Source organism: Variovorax sp. Varisp36, from assembly GCF_047304235.1.
Classification (GTDB): Bacteria; Pseudomonadota; Gammaproteobacteria; order Burkholderiales; family Burkholderiaceae_C; genus Variovorax.
Genome location: NZ_JBGLYU010000005.1, coordinates 39,510 through 62,916, shown reverse-complemented (window position 1 = coordinate 62,916; position 23,407 = coordinate 39,510). Strand labels below are relative to the sequence as shown.

The 23,407-nt window shown below is 68.6% G+C and carries 13 protein-coding genes; 5 read left to right on the top strand and 8 right to left on the bottom strand.

The genetic code is table 11. The features are described 5' to 3' along the window. Positions 1 to 145 precede the first annotated feature (145 nt). A complete protein-coding gene (locus ACCD11_RS04835) occupies positions 146 to 994 on the top strand; it encodes a nucleotidyltransferase (RefSeq protein WP_413312660.1) in 849 nt (282 codons plus the stop codon). Between the two features lie 21 nt (positions 995 to 1,015). Here the strand turns inward: ACCD11_RS04835 and ACCD11_RS04830 are convergent, their stop codons facing one another. The 8 genes from ACCD11_RS04830 to ACCD11_RS04795 form a co-directional block, all read right to left on the bottom strand. Beyond that, a complete protein-coding gene (locus ACCD11_RS04830; RefSeq protein WP_413312659.1) occupies positions 1,016 to 6,154 on the bottom strand; it encodes a malto-oligosyltrehalose synthase in 5,139 nt (1,712 codons plus the stop codon). Beyond that, positions 6,144 to 8,006 (bottom strand): malto-oligosyltrehalose trehalohydrolase, encoded by a 1,863-nt coding sequence (treZ, locus tag ACCD11_RS04825; protein WP_413312658.1) that lies wholly within the window; start codon positions 8,004 to 8,006, stop codon positions 6,144 to 6,146. The genes ACCD11_RS04830 and treZ overlap by 11 nt, the downstream gene beginning before the upstream one ends. A 16-nt stretch (positions 8,007 to 8,022) precedes the next feature. Beyond that, a complete protein-coding gene (gene glgX / locus ACCD11_RS04820) occupies positions 8,023 to 10,185 on the bottom strand; it encodes a glycogen debranching protein GlgX (RefSeq protein WP_413312657.1) in 2,163 nt (720 codons plus the stop codon). Beyond that, entirely contained in the window at positions 10,186 to 10,932 is a 747-nt protein-coding gene (locus tag ACCD11_RS04815) for a mechanosensitive ion channel family protein (protein ID WP_413312656.1), read from the bottom strand. 33 nt (positions 10,933 to 10,965) lie between these two features. Beyond that, positions 10,966 to 14,268 (bottom strand): maltose alpha-D-glucosyltransferase, encoded by a 3,303-nt coding sequence (treS, locus tag ACCD11_RS04810; RefSeq protein ID WP_413312654.1) that lies wholly within the window; start codon positions 14,266 to 14,268, stop codon positions 10,966 to 10,968. A gap of 15 nt (positions 14,269 to 14,283) precedes the next feature. Beyond that, positions 14,284 to 16,326, bottom strand: coding sequence for an alpha-1,4-glucan--maltose-1-phosphate maltosyltransferase (locus tag ACCD11_RS04805; protein ID WP_413312652.1), 2,043 nt, complete (start codon positions 16,324 to 16,326; stop codon positions 14,284 to 14,286). Continuing rightward, a complete protein-coding gene (gene glgB / locus ACCD11_RS04800; protein ID WP_413312799.1) occupies positions 16,323 to 18,215 on the bottom strand; it encodes a 1,4-alpha-glucan branching protein GlgB in 1,893 nt (630 codons plus the stop codon). Before glgB ends, ACCD11_RS04805 begins: the two co-directional genes overlap by 4 nt. Positions 18,216 to 18,481: 266 nt before the next feature. Further along, positions 18,482 to 19,393, bottom strand: coding sequence for a formate dehydrogenase accessory sulfurtransferase FdhD (locus ACCD11_RS04795; protein WP_413312651.1), 912 nt, complete (start codon positions 19,391 to 19,393; stop codon positions 18,482 to 18,484). Between the two features lie 107 nt (positions 19,394 to 19,500). On the opposite strand from ACCD11_RS04795, the gene ACCD11_RS04790 reads away from it, so the two are divergent. From ACCD11_RS04790 to ACCD11_RS04775, 4 genes are read left to right on the top strand one after another with little or no spacing between them, the layout of a single operon-like run. Next, complete coding sequence (locus ACCD11_RS04790) at positions 19,501 to 20,085, top strand: DUF3305 domain-containing protein (RefSeq protein WP_056599854.1); 585 nt, start codon at positions 19,501 to 19,503, stop codon at positions 20,083 to 20,085. Next, positions 20,078 to 20,701: a DUF3306 domain-containing protein gene (locus ACCD11_RS04785; RefSeq protein WP_413312649.1), complete on the top strand. Its 624-nt coding sequence runs from the start codon at positions 20,078 to 20,080 to the stop codon at positions 20,699 to 20,701. Before ACCD11_RS04790 ends, ACCD11_RS04785 begins: the two co-directional genes overlap by 8 nt. Further along, positions 20,661 to 22,739: a 4Fe-4S binding protein gene (locus tag ACCD11_RS04780; RefSeq protein WP_413312798.1), complete on the top strand. Its 2,079-nt coding sequence runs from the start codon at positions 20,661 to 20,663 to the stop codon at positions 22,737 to 22,739. The genes ACCD11_RS04785 and ACCD11_RS04780 overlap by 41 nt, the downstream gene beginning before the upstream one ends. After that, the gene (locus tag ACCD11_RS04775; protein WP_413312648.1) at positions 22,736 to 23,353 is read left to right on the top strand and encodes a molecular chaperone; all 618 of its coding nucleotides are present in this window, start codon (positions 22,736 to 22,738) and stop codon (positions 23,351 to 23,353) included. Before ACCD11_RS04780 ends, ACCD11_RS04775 begins: the two co-directional genes overlap by 4 nt. Positions 23,354 to 23,407: the final 54 nt, after the last annotated feature.

The following is a 23,407-nucleotide window of genomic DNA, read 5'->3' as shown; positions in this document are numbered from 1 at the left end:
GGCTCGATGAAGGCGAGCGCCAGAATGTGCCGCGCCGCGGTTCGCCGTCATCGGCCCCATCCCGCAGCGGCTGTAGGCGCATGCCGACGTTCGATGGGGCCCTTTGCTCCGGGCCGCCGCCTGTGGCCAGCCCTAGCTTGCATGCATGTCGCCCTTCACCGCGCTCGCGCCTTCGCTGGAAGAAGAAGTCGACCCCCACGTGGCCGATTTCTATCGGCAGACCTTGCGCGCCTTGAACGGTGCGGGCATTCCCTTCCTGGTGGGCGGAACCTTCTCGCACGCGTGCTACACGGGCATCCGCCGCTCGACCAAGGACCTCGACCTGTTCATCCACCGCGAGGACTACGAACGCATCGCGCAGCTCATGCAGCGGCACGGCTGGCGCACCGAGCTGACCCATCCGCACTGGCTGGCCAAGGTGTACGACGGCCCCGAGTTCATCGACCTGATCTTCAATTCGGGCAACGGCGTGACGCCGGTGGACAAGCGCTGGTTCCGCGGCAACTGCCGCGCCGAGATCCTGGGCGTGCCGGTGCTCATCGCCAACGCGGAGGACAGCCTGCTGTCCAAGGCCTTCATCATGGAGCGCGAGCGCTACGACGGCGGCGACATCGCCCACCTGCTGGAGGCCAATGCGCAGCGGCTTGACTGGGTCAGCCTGCTCGAGCGCTTCGGCCCGCACTGGCGGGTGCTGCTGGCCCACCTCACGCTGTTCGGCTACATCTACCCCGGTCAGCGCCATCACATTCCGGACTGGGTCATGTCCCGGCTGATGGAACGCCTGGCCGATGAAATGCGCGAGCCGCCGGCCACGCACGAGAACGTGTGCGCCGGCACCCTGCTGTCGCGCGAGCAATACCTCCACGACGTGGAGCGGCTGGGCTACGTGGACGGACGCCTCACCGGCGCGAGCAGCATGACGGCCGAGGACGTGGCGTTGTGGACCGCGGACATCCACGCCAGGAAGCCGCATTGCACCGCGGGCGGGCCGTAGCCTGCGCAGTTGCGTGGGGGTTCATGCGGTGCGGGCAGCCACCAGCGCCGCCCACGGCATGCGGCGGAAAGCCACGTCGAGGCTCACGGTGCCGCCAGCGGCCGCCGCGGGCTCGCCGGTCAGCACGTTCTTCAGCACGCCCCCGTCGTGGCCTGCGGGAAGCCGCACCGCCGTGCCGCGCCACCTCGCCGCATCGGGCAGGGCCGGGGCATGGTCCATCGCTTCCCGATGCGGAAGCCCGACGAACAGCCGGCTCGCCACGATCACGAGCATGCGGTCGCCATGCAGCCGCCCGAAAGCCACGACGTGCCTCGACAACGGCCCCTCGACCTCCAGCGGTTCGTAGCTGCCCTCCTGGAACAGCAGCGGCTGCTGCCGCCGCAGCGACAGCAGCCGCCAGATGAACCAGAGCTTCGCGCGGCCGTCGTGCGGGGCCGCCGCCAGCGCACCGACCCTCTCGGCAAGAGCGTCGCCCTCGGCCACGGCATGCAGCTCGTCGAGGCGCTGCTGGCGCAGCGCGTAGTCGACCGGGCGCCGGTTGTCCGGATCGACGAGGCTCAGCTCGATGAGTTCGCTGCCCTGGTAGAGATCCGGCACGCCGGGGGAGCCGTACTTGAGCAAGGTCAGGGTCAGGCTGTTCCACGCGCCGAACCAGGCCAGCCTGTCCGCCATGCGCTGGATGTCGGACAGGCAGGCGCCTTCGCTCGGGTCGCCCAGGATCTCGCGCACGAAGGTCTCCAGCACCGCCTCGTAGTCGGCATCGGGATGGGACCATCGCGTGCGCAGCTTCGATTCGCGCGCGGCCTTCTGCATGTAGTGCCAGATGCGGTTGCTGTAGCCCGCGACTGCATCTGCGGCCAGCCCGCCCACCGGCAGGGTGCCGAGCAGCGTCTGGTAGAGCAGGTATTCGTCCGCGCGCGAGGGAGCCTCGCCGCCGGGCAGCTTCCTGTGCGCGCCGCGGCACTGCGCGTGCCATCGCGCCAGCGCGTGCATCCATTCATCGGGCATCTCGGACAGCACGTCGATCCGGTTGCGCACGTCCTCCGAGCGCTTGTTGTCGTGCGTCGAGGTGGCCAGCATCGTGTGCGGCCAGCGCAGCGCGCGATCGGCGCTGAGCGCGTGGAATTCCTCGACCTCGATGCCGAAGCGGTCGGGCTCGCCGCCCACTTCGTTGAGCGAGCAGAGCGGAAAGTAGCGGTAGAACGCGGTGTCCTCCACGCCCTTGGCCGCCACCGGCGCGCTGAACTGCTGGAAGCGCCGCGCGAAGTGGCGCGCCCGTTCGCCCAGTGCCGGCGCGGCCTGGACGGCCTCTCCCCGCAGTGCGCTGCGCACGAAGAGGAAGATCGAGCGGTCGGCATCGCCGCTGCTGCGGGCGGCCGCGTCGACGGCTTCGTCGATGACCCGCTCGTCCTGTCCCGAGAGGCCATCGACGATGTAGGTGCGATACACCGGCATGCACGAAGCCACGCCCGCGAGGGCCCGGCGCAGCGCGTTGAGCGTGTAGTCGCGCGTGCTGCGGTCGGCGCGGGCGATGCGCAGCAGCTCGGTGGCCAGCACGTTGAGCTCCGACGCCAGCGCGTTGCGCATCACCTCCCGCCGGCCCGACCGCGCCACTGCGGCAAAGTCCTGCGTGTCGCCGGTGAAGCGCTGCCAGGCGTGGAGAACATCCGACTCGGCTGCCGTATCGACCAGCACGCCGTTGGCAACGTTGGCGAAGCGATAGCCCGTGGTCCCGTGCACGTGCCAGGTCTCGGGCACTTCCTCGTTCGCGCCCGCGATCTTCTCGGCCACCACGTACAGCGGCCGCGCGGGCCGCCCTTGCGCGTCGGCAGCCGGCAGCATGAGGCCGGCACGGCGCGCATAGCCCTCCTGCAGCTTGCGGAAGTAGCCGGCGGGGTCGTAGAGCCCGTCGGGGTGGTCGATGCGCAGGCCGTCCACCGCCCCGGACGCAGCCAGCTCGAGCACGAACGACTGCGTGGCCTCGAACACCTCGTCGCGCTCGATGCGGATGGCGGCCAGGTCGTTGATGTCGAAGAAGCGCCGGTAGTTGATCTCGTCGGCTGCCATCCGCCAGTGCGCGAGCCGGTAGGCCTGCGCCTCGATCAGCCGGTGCAGTGCGTCGCGCGCTTCCGGCAAGGCGAGGTTCAGCTCCGCCACCGACGCCTGGATCGCCTGCGCCACCGCGGGGCGCCGCCGCACGAGCAGCGCAAGCCGCGCCTTGAGCAGCTCCTTGTCGCGCACACGTTCCGCGCGTTCTTCCGGCGACGCCGCATTGCGTCCGGGCAGGTGGCCGAACGCGGTGGCAAGGCTTGCGAGATGCCCGGAGGCGGTCGCATCGCCGAGCCGCGCGAGCGCCCGGTGCAGCACCGCCGGATAGCTCTCCGGCGCGAGCGGAAAGCGGTGATCGAAGTAGCGGATCGCCAGGCTGCCGGCCGCATCCTCGAAGCGAAGGATCAGTTCACCGTTTTCCAGCACCTCGCCATAGTGCCCACCGAGCACGGGCAGCAGCACCCTGCCGGCAAGCTCCACGTTGAGCGGTTGCCAATCGATGTCGAAGTGCTGAGCGAACAGCGAGGCCGGGCCGTTTTCCAGCACGTCCATCCACCATGCGTTGTCGGCGCCGAACACGCCCATGTGGTTGGGCACCATGTCCAGCAGCTGGCCAAGGCCGTTGGCCTTCAGCGCGGCAACGAAGCGCGCGAAGCCTTCGGCGCCGCCCAGCTCGGGGTTGATCTCCGCGTGCGCCACCACGTCGTAGCCATGCATGCTGCCGGCGCGCGCCCGCTGGATCGGCGAGCAGTACACGTGGCTCACGCCGAGCCTTGCGAGATACGGCAGCACGCGGATCGCCTCGTCGAAGCCGAAGTCCTTGTGGAGCTGCAGCCGGTAGGTGGCGCGCGGCACGCGGGTCTGCAGGCCCGGCGATGCCGCGTGTTCGACAACGCGCGGCCTCTGGGCACGCAGCAACCGGCCGAGGCCGCGCATGCGTTCGCCGCCGGCCAGCGCCGTGCTCGAGACGGGCAGCTTGCGCCGCCAGTTGGGATGCGTATCGACCGTGCCCGGCATGTTGGCCTGGGCGACCACCTCCGCCACGTCTTCGAGCTGGACCAGCATCAGCGCCGACGGCGAGGCCGCCAGGAATGCATGCGCCGCTTCCACGATGCGGCCGGTCGGCATCGCAAGGCCGGCGGCCTGCGCCATGTCTTCGCGCGACAGCAGGCCGGCCCGCAGCATCGCGTGCATCAGCTGCATGCGCTCGTGCGCCCGGTCCATCAGCTGTTTGTCGAAGATCGCCGGATCGGGGAACAGGCCAAGCGCGAGGCGCTCCCGAAGGTCTTGCGCCGTCCACCAGCCCGCGAAGGTCGCAAGGTCGTGCGTGCTGACCGCGGCCAGCGCGGCCGGCGGATAGGCGGCGGGCGGCTTGAATCCGCCGCCCTGCGGCTCCTTCTCGAAATACAGCAGGCGATAGGACAACACGTCGGCACGCAAGAGCGCGTCGCGCAACGCGTCGTCGACCGTGCCCAGGTCTTCGCCCACCACCATGCAGCGGTGCCGGTGGCTCTCTATCGCCACCACGGCCAGCATCTCGTCCAGCGCGTAGTGGACGTAGGCGCCCTCTTTCGCATCGCGTCCGGGCGGAATCCAGAACAGGCGCATCAGGCCCATCACGTGGTCGATGCGCAATGCACCCGCGCCACGCATGCCGGCACGCAGCGTGTCGATGAAGTAGCGGTAGCCCTCCGCGCGCAGGCGGTCGGGGCGCAATGGCGGCAGGCCCCAGCCCTGTCCCGCAGGGTTGAACTCGTCAGGCGGCGCACCGATGCTGGCACCTCCGGCAAGGCCCTGCTGCAGGGCCCAGGCATCGGAACCGGCGCGGTCGACCGACACCGCCAAGTCCACGTACAGGCCAACACCCATGCCGAGCGCGCTGCAGCGCGCGGCGGCCGCAGCCAGCTGGCGGGCGGCCAGCCACTGGAGGTACTGGTGGAACTGCACGCGCTGCGCATACACCACCGCGAATGCACTCACCTCGGCGGAATCCGGGTCCTGGTAGGCACTCGGCCACGCGTGCCAGTCCCACGCGCCCCCTTCGTGCGCGAGGAAGTGGGCCTGCAGCGCTTCGAAAAGAGCGTGCCGGCGCAGCGCCTCGCCACGCTCCGCGACGAAGGCCATGAACTCCTGGCCCGTTTCGTCGGGCGGCCCTTCGGACGGCAGATGGCGCTCGCAGAAATGGCTGAACAGCAAGGCGAGCACTTCGAACTTCGCGGCAGCCACGCCGGGGTAGTCCACCAGGGGCGTTGCGCGCAAGGCGGCAAGGCGCGACTGGAAATCGGGCGAATGCACCCGCTCGCGGGCCGGCGCGCAATCGGCGAAATCCGCCACCGCCTCCACGTCGATGTAGAGCGCATTGAGCTGCAGGCGGGACGAAGGGCTGTAGGGGCTCGCGTGCTGCGGGGTACTGGCGAACAACGCGTGCAGCGGGTTGAGGCCGATGATGTCGGCGCCCTGCGCCGCCATCTGCACGGCCAGTTCTTCGAGATCGCTGAAGTCGCCGATGCCCCAGTTGCGCGGCGAGCGCAGGCTGTAGAGCTGTAGCGACACGCCCCACACGCGGCCGCCGTCGCGCACCACGGGGGGCCGGTAGCAACGGCCCGGCGAGACCAGCACCAGCGTCTCGCCGCGCAGGCCTTCGCCTTCGATGCGCAGCCTGCAGTAGCCTGCTTCGAGGCTCGATGGGAGGTGCAGGACGCGCTCGCACACATGCCCGCCGCTTTCGATGCGGCCGGTTTCGGGCAGCGCCCCGGCATCCGCTTCGCCCTGCCGCGCACGGCCTTGTTCGTCGATGAGCTCCCATCGAAGCCGGCCCGTCGAGACCGGCAGCCGCAGCGGCACCTGCCACCCGCGGCTCGACGCCTGCACGGCCACGGCCGGCGGCAGCACCTCGGCGCTGCGCGCGCGGTGTGCCGTCTCGAGGGCGTGGGCCGCGTCGGCCGCATCGCCGATGTGCATGCCGAACTCGGCGAGCAGCGCAATCAGGCTCTGCGCAGAAACCTCGCGACGAACGCCGAATGCGTCGACATAGCCGGTGTCAATGCCGAAGTGCTCGCACAGCCGCCCAAGTTCGCCTGTGACGCCGTGGTGGTGCGGTTCATGCGCCATGCAGCTCTTCCAGCGTCACATGCGCCGCGCCGCGTGCGCAGCGCAGGCTGCCCTGGCAATCGGCCGTGCCGTCGCTATGGATCACGGCGCCCGGCGGCGGCTCGACGCCATCGGCCGGCTGCGAACCGAAATGAGCGAGCAGGTACAGCCGCGCCCCAGGCTGGCCATGTTGCAAGGGCCCCAGGCTCCACTGCACCCGGAGCAGGCCATTCTCGCAGCGGTAGCTGCCCGCGCCCGCGGTACCGGCGAGCCACGGTACTACGAAGCGCTGGCGCAGGCGCAGCAGTTGCGTCACCTCGCTGAGCCTCGCGAAATGCGCGCGCGCGCCGCGCTCGCGCCAGTGCAGCTTCGACGCGAGAAAGGTCGATTCGGCGTTGGGGTCCGGAATGCGCGCGCGGGCTGCCTCATCGGCAAACGCCGCGAAACCGCCGAACTCCGAACGCCGCCCGTCGGACACCGCCGCCGCCAGCTCGGGGCCGAAGTCGCAGAAATACTGGAACGGCGTGGAGGCGGCGAACTCGTCGCCCATGAAAAGCATCGGCACATGCGGGCACAGCAGCAGGCAAGCCATCGCCGCGCGCAGCAGCACCGGATCGCCGAGCGCGTGGATGCGCTCTCCGAATGCGCGGTTGCCGACCTGGTCGTGGGTCTGGAGAAACGACACGAACGCCTGCGGCGGCAGCTGCGTGCTCGACTCGCCACGCCGCTCGCCCTGGCGGAAGAGCGAGGGCTGCCCCTGGTAGACGAAGCCCTCGGCCAGCGCCTGCGCGAAACGGCATACCGGGTCGTCGGCATAGTCGGCGTAGTAGCCATCGCGTTCGCCGGTGGCCAGCACGTGCACCGCGTGGTGCAGGTCGTCGTTCCACTGCGCCGTTGCCGCGACCGGCAGGCCGTGGTCGTCGCGTACCAGCATCGAGGCCTGGTTGGCATCGTTCTCCACCACCAGGTGGATGTGGCGCTCGCGGGCGGGGCCGGCGTCCAGCGCCTCGCGGATCTCGCGCACGATGTGCGGCCGCGTTTCGTCGTGGATCGCGTGGACGGCGTCCATGCGCAGGCCGTCGAAGCGGAACTCCTCGATCCAGTAAAGCGCGTTGTGCAGGAAGAAGTCGCGCACGGTGCGCGAGCCCGGTCCGTCGAAATTGATCGCGGCGCCCCACGGCGTCCGGTGCCCGGGGTTGAAGAACTCGGGACAGTAGGCATGCAGGTGGTTGCCCTCCGGGCCGAAGTGGTTGTAGACCACGTCCAGCAGCACCATCAGGCCGAGCGAATGCGCGGCATCGACCAACGCCTTGAGATCGTCCGGCGTGCCGTAGGCGGCGTCCGGGGCGAACGGCAGCACGCCGTCGTACCCCCAATTGCGCCGGCCCGGAAAGTCGGCCAGCGGCATGAGCTCGATGGCGGTGATGCCGAGTTCGGCCAGCTCGCCGAGCCGTTCCCGCGCCGCATCGAAGGAGCCCTCCTGCGTGAAGGCGCCGACGTGCAGTTCGTAGACCACCGCCTCCTCCCACGGGCGGCCGCGCCAGGCGTCGTCGGTCCACCCGAAGCGGTGTGGGTCCATCACGGCGCTCGGGCCGTGCACGTCGTCGGGATTGAATCGCGAGGCCGGATCCGGCACGCGCGAGCCGTTGGCCAGCAGGTAGCTGTATCGGTCGCCGTGCCCTGCCTGCGGCACCAGCAGCCGATGCCAGCCGCGGTGGTCGCGCTCCATCGGCCTGGAGACCGCGCCGCCCCCGGCGGCGCGGTGTTCGAGCACGACGGACGGCTCCGAAGGCGCCCAGAGGGCGAACTCCACCCCGCCACCCCCCGCCTGCACGGTGGCGCCGAACGGCATGTGGTGCGAACGGGTGCTCATGGGATGCCTCCGGGGTTCATGGCCTCATGCCGGGCCGGTTCAACACCGCGAGCGAGCGGCATTGCAGGGGGTAGGCCGGCTGCGTCCACGCCGGGGCCGGCGTGGCGGCGTCGACGGTGGCGAGCGGCGGCGCGCTGCCGGCGGTGTCGACCAGCAGCCGCCAGGCCCCATGCGGGGTCGCCGGCAGCGTGAAGGGAATCTCGTCGTGGTGGGCGTTGAACAGCACCAGGAAATCGTCGTCGTGCTGCGCCTCGCCGCGCGGCCCGCGGTCGACGATGCCGCCGCCGGGGATGTACATCGCGATGCAGCGCGCGTTCGCGTCGTTCCAGTTCTCGGGCCGCATCTCCGTGCCGTCGGGCTTGAGCCAGTGCACGTCGGTCACGCTCTCGCCTTCCGCCGGCCGGCCCGCGAAGAACGAACGGCGCCGGAACGATGGATGCGCTCGGCGCAGCGAGATCATGCGTTCGACGAAGCTCGTGAGCGCCGAACTCTCCGGCGAGGGCATCCAGTCGAGCCAGCCGATCTCGTTGTCCTGGCAATAGACATTGTTGTTGCCCTGCTGCGTGTGGCCGCGCTCGTCGCCCGCCAGCAGCATCGGCACACCCTGCGAGAGCAGCAGCGTGGCCAGCAGGTTGCGCTTCTGCCGCTCGCGCAGCGCGAGCACTTCGGGGTCGTCGGTGGGGCCCTCGGCGCCGCAGTTCCACGAGACGTTGTGGTTGTTTCCGTCGCGGTTGTCCTCGCCGTTGGGCTCATTGTGCTTATCGTTGTACGAGACGAGGTCGTGCAGCGTGAAGCCGTCGTGCGCGGTCACGAAGTTGATGCTGGCGGTGGGCTTCTTGCCGGACCAGCCGTACAGGTCCTCGGAGCCGGTGACGCGCCTGGCCATCTCGCCGAGCAGGCCGCCATCGCCCTTCCAGAATCCGCGCATGCCGTCGCGGTACTGGTCGTTCCATTCGGCCCAGCCGAGCGGGAAGTTGCCCACCTGGTAGCCGCCGTGGCCCAGGTCCCAGGGCTCGGCGATGAGCTTCACGCGGTTGAGCGTCGGGTCCTGGCGGATCGCGTCGAAGAAGCCGCCGAGGTTCTCGACCTTGCCCGACTCGCGCGCCAGCGCCGAGGCCAGGTCGAAGCGGAAGCCGTCGACGTGCATCTCCTCGGCCCAGTAGCGCAGCGAGTCCATCACCAGCTGCAGCGCGTGCGGGTGCTCCAGGTTCACGGTGTTGCCGCAGCCGGTGAAGTCGTCGTAGTAGCGGCGGTTGTCGGCGTTGGCGATGTAGTAGGAGGCGTTGTCCACGCCGCGCATCGACAGGGTGGGTCCGAGCTGGTTGCCCTCGCAGGTGTGGTTGTAGACCACGTCGAGGATCACCTCGATGCCTGCCGAATGCAGCGTCTTCACCATGGTCTTGAACTCCTTCACCTTGCCCGAGGCGCTGTAGCGCGTCTCGGGCGCGAAGAAGGCCAGCGTGTTGTAGCCCCAGTAGTTCTGCAGGCCGCGCTCGGCAAGGTGCCGGTCGTTGAGGAAACTGTGCACCGGCAGCAGCTCCACCGTGGTCACGCCCAGGCGCTTGAGGTAGTCGACCACCGGCGCGCAGCCCAGGCCGGCGTAGGTACCGCGCAGCGCGGGCGGCACGTCGGGGTGCGTCATGGTGAAGCCGCGCACGTGCATCTCGTAGATCACCATGTCCTGCCACGGCACGAGGGGGCGGCGGTCGTCTCCCCAGGTGAAGGCGGTCTCGAGCACGCGGCCCTTGGGCATCAGCGGCGCGCTGTCGCGGCGATCGAAGGAAAGGTCCTCGCGCTTGCTGCCCACGGTGTAGCCGTAGAGCGCGTCGCCCCAGCGCAGCTCGCCCGCCAGGTCCTTCGCATACGGGTCGACCAGCAGCTTGTTGGCGTTGAAGCGGTGCCCCTCCTCCGGCTTGTAGGGGCCGTGCACGCGGTAGCCGTAGGCTTGGCCGGGGCGCGCCTCGGGCAGGTAGCAATGCCATACGCCGTCGGTGCGTTCGCGCATCGCGATGCGCTGCAGCTCGTGGCGTCCGCGCTCGTCGAACAGGCACAGCTCGACGCCGCTCGAATGCTGCGAGAACAGGGCGAAATTGACGCCCCCTCCGTCCCAGGTGGCGCCGCGCGGATACGGTCGGCCGGGCCAGACGGCCGTGATCGACGGATTGGGTTTTCGTGTCATTCAGTGCGGCAGGCGATCGTTGCCGGGACGCGGGGTGGAACTGTCGACAGTGGTCACGTTCGGCGGCGGCTTGCCGCCCCTGATCTGCCTCGGCCACCAGTGTTCGATCTGCGCCTTCGCCCAGTCCTTGCCTGCCAGTCCGAAGGCCAGGGCGAGCGCGAAGACCACGCCGGCGAGGATCACGAGGAAGCTCTCGCGCACGATGTCGCCGCCGACCTTGATCTGGTCGAGCGCGATCAGGATCACGAAAGCCATCACCGCGTACTGCGCCACCTTGCCGAAGAGGGCCGCGTCCTGCATCTGGATGCCGCGGAAGTAGCTCGACACCGCGTCGCCCACGAAGCGCGCGAAATAGGAGCCGAAAGCCAGCACCAGCAGCGCCACGAACACGTTCGGCACGAACCAGACGATGCGCCCGAGCAGGTCGGCGATGTAGCTCAGCCCCATGCCGTTGAAGGCGATGAGCAGCGAGGCGAAGATCACCAGCCAGTACGCGAGGATGCCGAACAGGCTGCTGGTGTCCCCCGCGAGCCCGCCCTGGCGCAGGAAGTTGTCGAGCCCCGCGCGCTCGGTCAGCACGTTGAAGTTGACGGCGCGCAGCGCCCTGGTCACCGCGAAGCGCACCGCCTTGGCGACCAGCCAGCCGGCGATGACCACGACCACCGCGATCAGCAGGCGCGGCACGAAGGCGCCGACCTGGTAGAGGATGGCGCGCAGCGGCTCCAGGTGAATGCCGAAGTTTTCCATGGTGTGAGCTCCCTTGGGGTTGCGTCGACAACGTCAGGCGCGGGACGGTTGGATGAGCGCGAGCACGCCTTGCAGCGGCACCTGCGCCCAATCGACACGGTTGTCGAGTTCGTAGCGCAACTCGTAAAGGGCTTTCTCGAGTTCGAACAGCGCGAGCAGTTCGCCGTCGAGCGCCCCGCCGTAGCCCGCCAGGAAAGCTTCGCGCGTCGCCTGCTCCCACGCGACGGCCGGGGCGGCCAGCCGCTCGGCCTCGTCGGGGTTCTGCGCCACCCGGCGCAGCGCCGACCAGCGCGCGTAGTTGAACGAGCGCAGCATGCCGGCCACGTCGCGCAGCGGCGAGCTCTTGGTGCGTCGCTCCTCGAAGCTGCGCGCGGGCTCGCCCTCGAAATCGATGATGACGAAATCGTTGTCCTTCACCAGCACCTGGCCGAGGTGGTAATCGCCGTGGTAGCGGCTCTTGATGCCGGTGCCTTCCACCGGCCGTCTCGCCTCGATGCCGGCCTGCAGCGTGCCGGCCGCCGCGAGCAGCGTGCGTGCGTCGGCCTGCACCGTGGGCGGCAGCAGGTCGAGCCGTTCGCGCAGCAGCGCGAGCGTTGCCTCAGCGTCGCTCGCGGCATGGGCCCTGAACCCGGCGAAGTCGGCAGACGCCAGCGGCTCGGGGTCGAATGCGGCGGCGCCCGTGCGCACGGCGAGCGCCTGGTGCAGCTCGGCCGTGCGGCGGCCCAGCGTGGCCATCAGCGCGAGGAAGCCGCCGTGCACCTCGGACACGGCGGGCGCGCCGCCGTCGGTGGTGGCCACGTCGCGCAGGAAGCGCTCGAGGTAGCCGAGCGTGTAGTCCCAGCCGTCGCCCTGGTTGGACACGTAGCTCTGCACCATGGCGAGCGTGATCGTGCGGCCGTCGTTCGCCATGTACTCGAGCGCGCCGAGCACCGGCACGCAGTGCGGGTAGCGCGCCACCTCGGTCAGGAAGCGGCCCATCTCCAGCTCGGGGTTGATGCCTTCGCGCACGTGCCGATAGCCCTTGAGGAACAGGGTCTCGTCCAGCGTGACCACCGTGTTGCTGCTCACGCCGCTCGGGCGGCCCACGGGCAGCGCGTCGATGTCGGCGCCGACTTGCGCGAAGGCCGCCGTCGGCTTGAAGACCAGCCTGCCGTTCGCCGTCGCAAGCTCGGTCCCCTTGCCGATGGCACGCACCAGCTCGCGGCAGAAGGCCTCGTCGTAGAAGGCGTCGCCCATCAGCCCGACCTGCGCCTGCTGCCGCACCTTCGCGATCGCGGCCTGCGCCACGCCGGCCATGCGCTCCTCGTCGCGCTCTTCCCACGCCAGCGCGAGCGGCATGAAGTAGGCGGCCCCGCCGGGCGGGCCGTCGAGGTCCAGCAGCGGCAGCATCCAGCTCAGGCCGCCGACCTCCCACACGGCATGGTCCACCAGCCGCGCGCGCCCGATGGCCGTGCCCTTGGAGGCGTACCAGCGCTGGATCTCGATGTGGCGCGGCAGGATCTCCAGCTCGAACTGGTTGCGCATGCGTTCGGCCATGTTGATGCGCCAGGGCATCACGCGGTCGCGGAAGAAGCTGGTCCAGCCGTCGAACAGCACCAGCGTGGGCCACTCCTGCAGAGCCACGCCTTCCTGGTGCCAGCTCGGCGCATCGGCCTCGGCGGCGAGCTTGAACCAGTAGAAGCCGTACGAAGCCAGTGTGAGCAGGTACGGCAGCTCGCCGATGGGCGGGAACGGTGCGCGCCCCAGCATCTCGATGGGCACGAAACCCTTGAACTCCGACAGGTCCAGCTCCACCGGCTGGGCCGCGCGCGACAGGTTGAACACCGTCAGCACCACGTCGCTGTCGTACTCGCTCAGGTAGGCCAGGATCTTGCGGTTGCCGGGCTTCAGGAAGCGGCGCCTGCCGCGCCCGAAGGCGTGGCTGGTCTTGCGCACAGCGAGCATGCGCCGGGTCCAGTTGAGCAGCGAGCTGCTGTCGCGCGCCTGGGCCTCGACGTTGAGCGCCTCGTAGCCGAACATCGCGTCCATGATCGGCTGCAGGTAGAGGCGCTGCGGGTCGGCGCGCGAGAAGCCCGCGTTGCGGTCGGGGCTCCATTGCATCGGGGTGCGCACGCCATTGCGGTCGCCCACGAACACGTTGTCGCCCATGCCGATTTCGTCGCCGTAGTAGATGATGGGCGAGCCCGGCATGGACAGCAGCATGCCGTTCATGAGCTTCACGCGATCGGGGTCGTTCTCCATGAGCGGCGCGAGCCGGCGGCGGATGCCCAGGTTGATGCGCGCGCGCATGTCGGCGGCATACATGGTGTACATGTAGTCGCGCTCCTTGCTGGTCACCATCTCGAGCGTCAGCTCGTCGTGGTTGCGCAGGAAGATGGCCCACTGGCAGCCCTCGGGGATGTCGGGCGTCTGCGCCATGATCTCGACGATCGGGTGCCGGTCTTCCTGTGCGATGGCCATGTACATGCGCGGCATCAGCGGGAAGTGGTAGGCCATGTGGCACTCGTCGCCGTCGCCGAAGTACTCGCGCACGTCCTCGGGCCACATGTTGGCCTCGGCCAGCAGGAAGCGGTTGCGGTACTGCGCATCGATGGCCGCGCGCAGCCGCTTGATCACCGCATGGGTCTCGGGCAGGTTCTCGTTGCTGGTGCCGTCGCGCTCCACGAGGTAGGGAATGGCGTCGAGCCGGAAGCCGTCCACGCCCATGTCGAGCCAGAAGCGCATGGTCTTGAAGATGGCTTCCATCACCGCCGGGTTGTCGAAGTTCAGGTCGGGCTGGTGGCTGAAGAAGCGGTGCCAGAAGTACTGCTTGGCCACCGGGTCCCAGGTCCAGTTCGACGTCTCGGTGTCGGTGAAGATGATCCGCGTGCCCTGGTAGATCTGGTCGGTGTCGCTCCACACGTAGAAGTTGCGCTCGGGCGAGCCGGGCGGTGCGAGCCGCGCGGCCTTGAACCACGGGTGTTCGCTCGAGGTGTGGTTGATGACCAGCTCGGTGATCACGCGCAGGCCCCGCTTGTGCGCCTCGGCCAGCATCTCGCGGAAGTCGTCGAGCGTGCCGTACTGCGGGTGCACGTCCTCGTACTCGGAGATGTCGTAGCCGTCGTCGCGCAGCGGCGAGGGGTAGAAGGGCATCAGCCAGATGGTGTTGACGCCCAGCTCCTTCACGTAGTCGAGCTTGGCGGTCACGCCCTTGAAGTCGCCCATGCCGTCGTTGTTGGAGTCGAAGAAGGCCTTGACGTTGAGCTGGTAGATCACGGCGTCGCGGTACCACAGCGGATCGTCGCTGTTGTCGATCTCGACGGTTTCGAGCGCGATGTGCGAGACGGGTGCATTCATGGGCCGGCGACCTCCTCACAGGAAATAATCGAAGTCGCGCTCGTCGCCATGGCGCCGGCGGACCACGAAGATGTGTGCGGGCACGCTGCGCGGATCGAGCCGCACGTAGTGCCAGTCGCCCTGCCAGGTGAAGCGCTGGCCGCTCAGCAGGTCGTGCATCTGGAAGGCCCGCGAGGAAGGAACGCCGACGCTGCCGGGTTCCAGCCCGAGCCAGCCCGACTGCGGCTCGTGCGGATCGAGGTTGACGACGGTGACGATCACGTTGAGGCCGTCCGGCGATTCCTTGGCATAGGCCAGCAGCCGGTCGTTGTCGATGTGCAGGAAGCGCAGGCTCCGGTCCCGCTGCAGCGCCGGGTTCTCTCGGCGGATGCGGTTCACCCGCGCGATGAAGGGGGCGAGGCTCGCGGGATCATCGTGGTTCCAGTGGCGCAGCTGGTACTTCTCGGAGTCGAGGTATTCCTCGCTGCCGGGTCCGCGCGGCAGGTGCTCGCGCAACTCGTAGGCCGGCCCGTAGATGCCGTAGTTGGCCGCCAGGGTGGCCGCCAGCACGAGCCTGGCCATGAACACCGCGGGCTCGCCGGTCTGCAGCTGCTCGTGCAGGATGTCGGGCGTGTTGGGCCAGGCATTCGGGCGGAAGTAGTCGATGCCGGGGGCGCTCGAAAGCTCGGTGAAGTACTCCAGCAGCTCCTGCTTGGTGTTGCGCCAGGTGAAGTAGGTGTACGACTGCGAGAAGCCCAGCTTCGCGAGCCGGTGCATCACCTTGGGCCGCGTGAAGGCCTCGGCAAGGAAGATGGTGTCCGGGTGCTCGCGCTTCACCTCGCCGATGGCCCACTCCCAGAACGGGAAAGCCTTGGTGTGCGGGTTGTCCACCCGGAAGATGCGCACGCCCTCCCCGATCCAGTGGTCGATCACGCTCTTGAGCTCGGCCCACAGCTCGCGCCATTCCTTGCACTCGAAGTTGAACGGATAGATGTCCTGATATTTCTTGGGCGGGTTCTCGGCGTATTGCACGCTGCCGTCCGGGCGCCAGCGGAACCAGTCGGGATGCTCCTTCACGTAGGGATGGTCGGGTGCGCACTGGAAGGCGATGTCGAGCGCGATCTCGAGGCCGTGTTCCGCGGCGCGTGCAAGCAGCCGCCGGAAGTCTTCGGGCGTGCCGAGCGCCGGAAGGATCGACTTGTGCCCGCCTTCTGCCGCCCCGATGGCCCATGGGCTTCCCACGTCTTCGGGGCCGCTGGCGAGCGCGTTGTTGGGACCCTTGCGCTGCACGCGGCCGATCGGGTGGATCGGCGGGAAGTACAGCACGTCGAATCCCATCGCCGCGATGGCCGGCAGGCGTGCTTCGACATCCTTGAAGGTGCCGTGCACGCCCGGCTGGGGACTGGTGGAGCGCGGGAACAACTCATACCAGGTGCTGAAGCGCGCGCGCTCCCTGTCGACGGCCAGCGGCAGCTCGATGGGGTAGCGCGCCTCATGCCGCCTGTCGGGATGGCGGCGCACGAGCGCGGCATATTCCTCGTCGAGCGCCAAGGCCTTGAGCGAACCGATGTCGCAGCCGGGATCGGCCGCCATGGCGTCGAGCTCGGTCGCCCAGCGCTGCAGCTCGACGCGGTCGGTACCCTCCGCCCGCGCGGCGGCGGCGGCGATTTCGAGCGCACCGATCTGGGCCGCGATGCGCACGTCCGCGGGATCGACGCGCCGCGTGAGTTCGTGGTGCCACGAGTCGAAGGAATCCACCCACGCAACGCAGGTGTAGACGTAGCGACCGAGGGACGGCGGCGAGAACGCGGCCTCCCACACGTCGTTGCCGAGCGGCTTCATCGGTACTTCGCGGAAGTCGGCCTGCTCGTGCGCGCGCCAGCACAGCTGCACCCGCAGCACGTCGTGCCCGTCGGTGAAGCAATGGGCGCGAACCCGGACCCGCTCGCCGACGACGCACTTGACGGGAAACCGCCCGTTGTCCACGCATGGCAGGACGGCATCGATCACGGCGCGCACGGCGCCCTTCTCGATGTCTGCCGCCGCGGGTACGGGACGCGTCGCAAAGATGTTCTTCATGAGGCGCTGTGCTCCAGGATCAGCGTGGACAACGGCGGCAGCGTCAGGCACACCGATTGCCTTCGGCCGTGCGAACGCACGGGGGCCGCTTCGACGCCCCCGAAATTGCCCCAGCCGGAGCCGCCGAATTCGGTGGCGTCGGTGTTGATGAGCTCGCGCCAGTGGCCGCCGAGCGGCACGCCCAGCAGGTAGTTGGTGCGCGGTACCGGGGTCATGTTGCTCACGACGAGCAGCGGCGGACTGCCGTCGCTCGCCTTGCGCAGGAACGCGAACACGCTGGCGTCGGCATCGTCGGCAGCAATCCATTCGAATCCCGGCGACGAAAAATCCAGCTGATGGAGCGCGGGCGCGCCGCGGTAGACGTGGTTGAGCCGGGCCACCAGGCGCTGCAGCCCGCCGTGCCCCTCGAGCTCGCACACCCACCACTCGAGCTCGCCGTCGTGCGTCCATTCACGGCGCTGGCCGAATTCACCGCCCATGAAGAGCAACTTCTTGCCCGGATGCGCCCACATGAAACCGAACAGCGCGCGCAGGTTGGCGAACTGCTGCCATTCGTCGCCCGGCATCTTGTTGAGCAGCGACCCCTTGCCATGCACCACCTCGTCATGCGAGAGCGGCAGCACGAAGTTCTCGTGAAAGGCGTACACCAGCGAGAAGGTCAGCTTGTGGTGGTGGTACTTGCGATGGACCGGCTCTTCCTTCATGTACGCCAGCGCGTCGTGCATCCAGCCCATGTTCCATTTCTCGCCGAAGCCGAGGCCGTCCATGTCGGTGGGCCGCGATACGCGCGGCCACGCGGTCGATTCCTCCGCCACCGTGATGGCGTCGGGATGCTCGCGGTAGACCGCCCGGTTCAGCGTCTGGATGAAATCGATCGCCTCCAGGTTCTCCCGGCCGCCGTGGCGATTGGGAATCCATTCGCCATGCCCGCGCGCGTAGTCGAGATAAAGCATCGAGGCGACGGCATCCACGCGCAGGCCGTCGACGTGGTACAGGTCGAGCCAGAACAGGCCGGAAGACACCAGGAAGCTGCGCACCTCGGGCCGGCCGTAGTTGAAGATGCTTGAATTCCATTCCGGATGGAAACCCTGGCGCGGATCGGCATGTTCATAGAGGTGCGTACCGTCGAAATACGCAAGGCCGTGCTCGTCCGTCGGAAAGTGCGAAGGCACCCAGTCGAGCAGCACGCCGATGCCCTGCTGGTGCAGGTGATCGACGAGGTACATGAAGTCCTGCGGCGAGCCGAAGCGCGACGTGGGCGCGAAGTAGCCGGTGGTCTGGTAGCCCCACGACCCGTAGAACGGATGCTCGGTCACGGGCATGAGCTCCACGTGCGTGAAGCCCATCTCGTTCACATAGGCGGCGAGCTGGCGCGCGAGCTCCCGGTAGTCCAGGAACCGCCCGTCGCGGCGGCGCCATGAGCCAAGATGCACCTCATAGACCGACATCGGGGCGTCGAGCGCATTGCGCGAGCCGCGCGTGGACATCCACTGCGCGTCCGCCCATTCGTACGAAAGCTCGCAGATGCGCGATGCGGTCGCGGGTGGCGGCTCGGCACTGAAAGCGACCGGGTCGGCCTTGTCCACCGAGTAGCCGCCGTAGCGGGATCGAATGCGGTATTTGTAGGCCTGGCCGATGGTGGCATTGGGAGCACGGCCTTGCCATATGCCGGTGCCATCGGCACTGGGCCTCAGCGGATCGGCATCGCCGGACCAGTAGTTCCAGTCTCCCACCACCGACACCGACTCTGCATTCGGCGCCCACACGGCGAAATGGGCGCCGCCCTCTTTGGAGGGATGGCAACCCAGCACGTCATACAGGCGGGAGTGGGTCCCCTCGCGGAAAAGATGGACGTCTTGCTCGTTCTGGAGTGAATGATTCAACGGCACCGGCAACCCTCGGATTGAAGCCGGCGGAACGATGGTCAAGGAACGACGTCGGTTTCCGCAGGGCTTGGTGCCAATCTGCAGCGAGCCAAGGCAGCGCAGGTACGGCCTGCACCGCCTCGTCTTGTCGGAGAGTTGCCTGTTCGCCGGGGTTTCGCTTCGCGCAGCGTGCAGGACATTTGGCATAACGCCTGGTGCCCGGGGCGACGCCGCGCACTGGAAAGGGGCGCTCAGCGCGCAATCGGAATGATGGGCGGAGGCCTAATGACTTACTGCGCAGTCTTGTCCTGTGGCTGGTCGTGCGGCAGCGGCTCGGCATCGAAGCGCTCGAACCCGCAGTAGCAGAGAAAGTGGCGATTGGCGGCTCGGCCGAACAGCGTCATGCCGAGCTTGCCTGCCAGCTCGTGCCCCATCGCGGTGACGCCATTGCGCGAGACGATGATCGGCACACCCATGTGGGCCGACTTCATCACCATCTCGCTCGTCAGACGCCCTGTCGTGTAGAAGACCTTGTCGCCACCGTCGACGCCATGGACCGCCATCCACCCTGCGATGGTGTCGATGGCGTTGTGCCTTCCGACGTCTTCCACGAACACCAGCATGTCGGTTCCGCGGAACAACGCACAGCCGTGCACCGACCCTGCGCGCCGATGCACGCTGTTGCGCGATCTCATCAGTTCGAGAACCCGCAGCAGCGTGCCTTGGGCGATGCGTGCCGATTGCGCCGGCGGCAGGCGGACGGAGTCGAGCTGGGCCATCGCATCGCCGAAAACGGTGCCTTGTCCGCAACCTGTCGTCACGACCCGGCGCGCGGTCTTCTCCCCGAGTCTGGCGACGCCGCGATGCGACTTCACGGCGGCCGCATCCACACTCCAGTCGACATCGATGCTCTCGATGTCGCTTGCGCGCTGGATCAGGTCCTGATTCAGCAGATAGCCCAACACCAGCAACTCCGGCGAGGCGCCCAAGGTCATCAGCGTGACGAGCTCGCGCTTGTCCACGAAAACGGTCAACGGCCGCTCCGCCGGAATATCGATGTCGCGCCGTTCTCCGTGCTGGTCGACGATCTCGATCCGGCGCAACAGCGGGCTGCGCGCCTGGTTCAGGCGAGGCGTGCCGGCACGCGTGGAGAGCTGTACCGCATCAAAGGCCAGCGGCGCTTCGTCTTCAGGTGGGGCCATGCAGGAATCCTACGCCACCGGACTGCCGCCACATGCCGGATCCGCGGGCCTCCCGTCGAAGGGGATACTTCTCGCAGGCTTTCATGCCATCGGCTATCGTTCGTTCGATGCCTTCCTCGGACACTCCTGCCGCCAACGGCCGCCCGGCGCTCGACGTCGCGGTGGTCATGCGCCGCGAGCGCCTGCACGGCCCCTCGAGCCACTGGCAGCCCTGGCGCTGGACGCTCGACAGCGTGCTGCCCGACGAGCCCGGCTTCGGCACCGAGCCGCGCCTCCTGCGCAATGACGGCGGCGAGCAGCACTGGCTGCATCCCGGCTTCAAGGTCGAGCTGTTCCGCGACGAAGCCGAGGGCTACCACCTCAACGCGATCACGCCAACGCCGTGCTGGTTCGTGCTGTGGCGCATGGACGAGGAGGCAACGCTCGCGTCCGAGCCCATCCCCCGACCGGTCGTGGTGACTCTGAGCTACTACGAGGCCGGGCGCTGGCTCGATGCGCAGGAAACGGTAGAACAGGTTCCGGCACCTGCAGAGGTGGTCGACTGGGTGCGCGCCTTCGTGGACGAGCACTACGTGATCGAACCCAAGCGCCGCCGGCGGCCCGAGAGCTTCCGGTCGCTGGTCGACCGTTTCGGCAACGCCGCGAGCGTGACGACCGAGAAGAAGCGCGGGCGGGGCGCTGGCGATGTCTGAGGGTTTTCTCGGACGGTGGTCGCGCCGCAAGCAGGAGGTGCGGGCGGCCGAGACCGCCGTGGAAGAGAAGGCCCCGCCGGCAGCGGCACCTGTTCCGACGCCAGCGGCGGCACCCGCCCCCGTCGCGGAGGCTGCCGCCCTGCCCCCGGCGGGTGAACAGGAAGCTCCGCCGCCACTGACGCTCGCCGACGTGGACGAGTTGGGCATCGAGTCGGACTACAAGCCCTTCCTGGCCAGGGAGGTCGCGCCCGAGGTCAAGAACGCGGCCTTGCGCAAGCTCTTTTCCGATCCGCATTTCAACGTGATGGACGGCCTCGACACCTACGTCGACGACTATTCCCGATCCACCCCCGTGCCCGAGAGCGTGCTGCGCCAGATGGCGAGCGCCAAGTTCCTCGAGCTCTTCGACGAGGCGCCCGAGGACACTCCCCCGGAAACCCCCGACGACGCCGAGGCAGCGAAAGTGGCACAGTCCAGGGAATGTGAAACGCTTCCCAGCCCGCCGGTTGCCGAAATGCAGCCCGCCAGCCAAGAAACCGATGACCACCACGCTGATTTGCGACTGCAACCGGACGATGCCGCTCGAGCCGAAGACCCTCGGCGCGGCACTGGCTGAAACGCTTCCGCTGCATTCGTCGCTGTGCCGCCGCGAGGCGACTTCCTTCCAGCGCGCCATCCAGTCCGGCGACGAGGTCGTGGTCGCCTGCACCCAGGAAAAACGGCTGTTCGGCGAACTCGCCACGCAGACGCCCGACGCGACCTCGCCGGTCCGCTTCATCAACATCCGCGAGACGGGCGGCTGGAGCCGCGACGCCAAGAGCGCGATGCCGAAAATCGCCGCGCTGCTGGCCGCCGCCAGCCTGCCCGAGCCGGAGCCCGTCCCGACCGTGAGCTACACCAGCCAGGGCCGCCTGCTGATCATCGGTCCGCTCGACGAAGCCGAGCGCGCCGCGGCACTGCTCGGCGACACGCTCGACGTGACCTTGCTCGCGCAGGGTCCCGGTGCAGTCGGCGGCGCACAGGCGCGCCGCTGGCCGGTGATAGCCGGGCGCATCGATTCGCTCACCGGCTGGCTCGGCGCCTTCACGCTGCACTGGACGCGCGACAACGCGATCGACCTCGACCTGTGTACCCGCTGCAACGCCTGCGTCGTTGCCTGCCCCGAGCAGGCCATCGGGCTGGACTATCAGATCGACAACGCGCGCTGCACCTCGCACCGCGATTGCGAGCGCGCCTGCAGCGCGGCGGGCGCCATCGATTTCAGCCGCAAGCCCCAGGCGCTCGATGCGGCGTTCGACCTCGTGCTCGACCTTGGCCCCGCGCCGCTCATCGACTGGCACGCGCCGCCGCAGGGCTACTTCCACCTGTTCGGCGGCGTCGCGCATGCCGATGGCCTGCAGACGCTGCTGCGCGTGCGCGAACTGGTCGGGGAATTCGAAAAGCCCAAGTTCTTCGACTACAAGCAGAAGCTCTGCGCGCACAGCCGCAACGAGGTGGTCGGCTGCAATGCCTGCATCGACGTGTGCTCGGCCCATGCCGTGAGCAGCGACAAGGAACGCCAGCGCATCGTGGTCAACCCGAACCTGTGCGTGGGCTGCGGCGCCTGCACCACGGTGTGCCCGACGGGCGCGCTGGGCTACACCTACCCGCGCGCGCCCGACCAGGGGCTCAAGCTGCGCAAGCTGCTCGCCACCTATGCATCGGCGGGCGGCCGCGACGCCGCGCTGCTGCTGCACAGCCAGGAAGGCGGCCAGGCGCTGCTCGAGCAACTCGGCCGACAGGCGCAGCTCGGCAAGGCGCAGGGCGTGCCGGCGCAGGTGATCCCCGTGGACCTCTTTCATGCGGCCAGCACCGGCATCGACCTGTGGCTGAGCGCGATCGCCTTCGGCGCCTCGCAGGTGGCGGTGCTTTGCACCGGAGAGGAAGCGCCGCAGTACCTCGCGGCACTCAGGCAGCAGATGGACATCGCGCAGGCGCTGTTGCTGGGCCTGGGCTACACCGGCACGCACTTTCGCGTGATCGAAGCCGACTCGCCCGCCGTTCTGGATGCCGCGCTGGCCAGCTTGCGCACGACCACGCAGCGCGTGCCGGTCGCCCCCGCCCGCTTCGCCGTCGGTGCCGACAAGCGCGACCGGCTCGAGATGGCGCTCGACCATCTGATGGGCACGGCGCCCGCCCTGCAGACGCAGCTCGACGCACCGCTGGCTTTCGGGTTGCCGGCAGGATCGCCCCTGGGCGCCATCGCGGTCGACAGGGACAAGTGCACGCTGTGCCTGGCCTGCGTCGGCGCCTGCCCGTCGGGCGCGCTGCTGGACAGCCAGAGCGCACCGCAACTGCGCTTCATCGAAAAGAACTGCGTTCAATGCGGCTTGTGCGAGACCACATGCCCCGAAGACGCCGTCTCGCTCTTGCCGCGCCTGCTGGCCGCGCCCGAGCGCAAGCAGCAGGTGCTTCTGAACGAGGCCAAGCCCTGGGTCTGCATCCGCTGCAGCAAGCCCTTCGGTACCCAGAAGGCGATCGAGGCCATGCTCGGCAAGCTGGCCGGGCATGCGATGTTCCAGGGCGAAGCGCTGGAGCGCCTCAAGATGTGCAGCGACTGCCGCGTCATCGACCTCTACAGTGCCACCAACGAAGTGAAGATCGCCCCGCTATGAGCCAGACCTTTCCCGCCTCTTCCGCACTCGACGAGGAGGTGGCCCGGGCGGAGCTCTACGGCCTGCTGGCGCGGCTCTGGTACGCCGCACCCGATGCCGGGCTGCTGGAGGCCTTCCAGGTGGCGCCCACCGAGGCGCCGGCCGCGGGCGCCTTTCTCGAGGAACCGTGGCGCCAGCTGGTCGGCATCGCGCGCGACACGAGCGCGGCCGCCGCGCACGACGAATACGACGCGCTCTTCGGCGGCATCGGCAAGCCCGAGGTCTTCCTCTTCGGCTCGCACTACCTGAGCGGCTTTCTCAACGACAAGCCGCTCGTGCAGTTGCGCAACGACCTCGACCGGCTGGGCCTGGCGCGCACCGAGACCACCTGCGAGACCGAGGACCACATCGCCTGCCTGTTCGAGGTCATGCGCTACCTGATCGCCGGCGAAGACGTAGCGGTCGCCAACCTCACGCAGCAGCAGGCCATCTTCTCGAAGCACATCCAGCCCTGGCTGCCAGCGCTGTGCGAGGCCGTTTCGCAGCATCCGAAGGCCCGGTTCTACGCGGCGCTCGCCGTCTTCACGCGCGCGTTCGGCGACGTCGAGGCACAGGCCTTCGACATGCTGGCCTGAGGCCACGGAACGCAAGGGCTATTCAGGTTGCTCACCGGTTGCTGCTGGTCTAGT

Coding starts and splice junctions, on each gene's coding strand:
- ACCD11_RS04835 (WP_413312660.1), top strand. CDS start 146: ATGTCGCCCTTCACCGCGCTCGCGCCTTCGCTGGAAGAAGAAGTCGAC.
- ACCD11_RS04830 (WP_413312659.1), bottom strand. CDS start 6,154: ATGGCGCATGAACCGCACCACCACGGCGTCACAGGCGAACTTGGGCGG.
- treZ (WP_413312658.1), bottom strand. CDS start 8,006: ATGAGCACCCGTTCGCACCACATGCCGTTCGGCGCCACCGTGCAGGCG.
- glgX (WP_413312657.1), bottom strand. CDS start 10,185: ATGACACGAAAACCCAATCCGTCGATCACGGCCGTCTGGCCCGGCCGA.
- ACCD11_RS04815 (WP_413312656.1), bottom strand. CDS start 10,932: ATGGAAAACTTCGGCATTCACCTGGAGCCGCTGCGCGCCATCCTCTAC.
- treS (WP_413312654.1), bottom strand. CDS start 14,268: ATGAATGCACCCGTCTCGCACATCGCGCTCGAAACCGTCGAGATCGAC.
- ACCD11_RS04805 (WP_413312652.1), bottom strand. CDS start 16,326: ATGAAGAACATCTTTGCGACGCGTCCCGTACCCGCGGCGGCAGACATC.
- ACCD11_RS04795 (WP_413312651.1), bottom strand. CDS start 19,393: ATGGCCCCACCTGAAGACGAAGCGCCGCTGGCCTTTGATGCGGTACAG.
- ACCD11_RS04790 (WP_056599854.1), top strand. CDS start 19,501: ATGCCTTCCTCGGACACTCCTGCCGCCAACGGCCGCCCGGCGCTCGAC.
- ACCD11_RS04785 (WP_413312649.1), top strand. CDS start 20,078: ATGTCTGAGGGTTTTCTCGGACGGTGGTCGCGCCGCAAGCAGGAGGTG.
- ACCD11_RS04780 (WP_413312798.1), top strand. CDS start 20,661: ATGCCGCTCGAGCCGAAGACCCTCGGCGCGGCACTGGCTGAAACGCTT.
- ACCD11_RS04775 (WP_413312648.1), top strand. CDS start 22,736: ATGAGCCAGACCTTTCCCGCCTCTTCCGCACTCGACGAGGAGGTGGCC.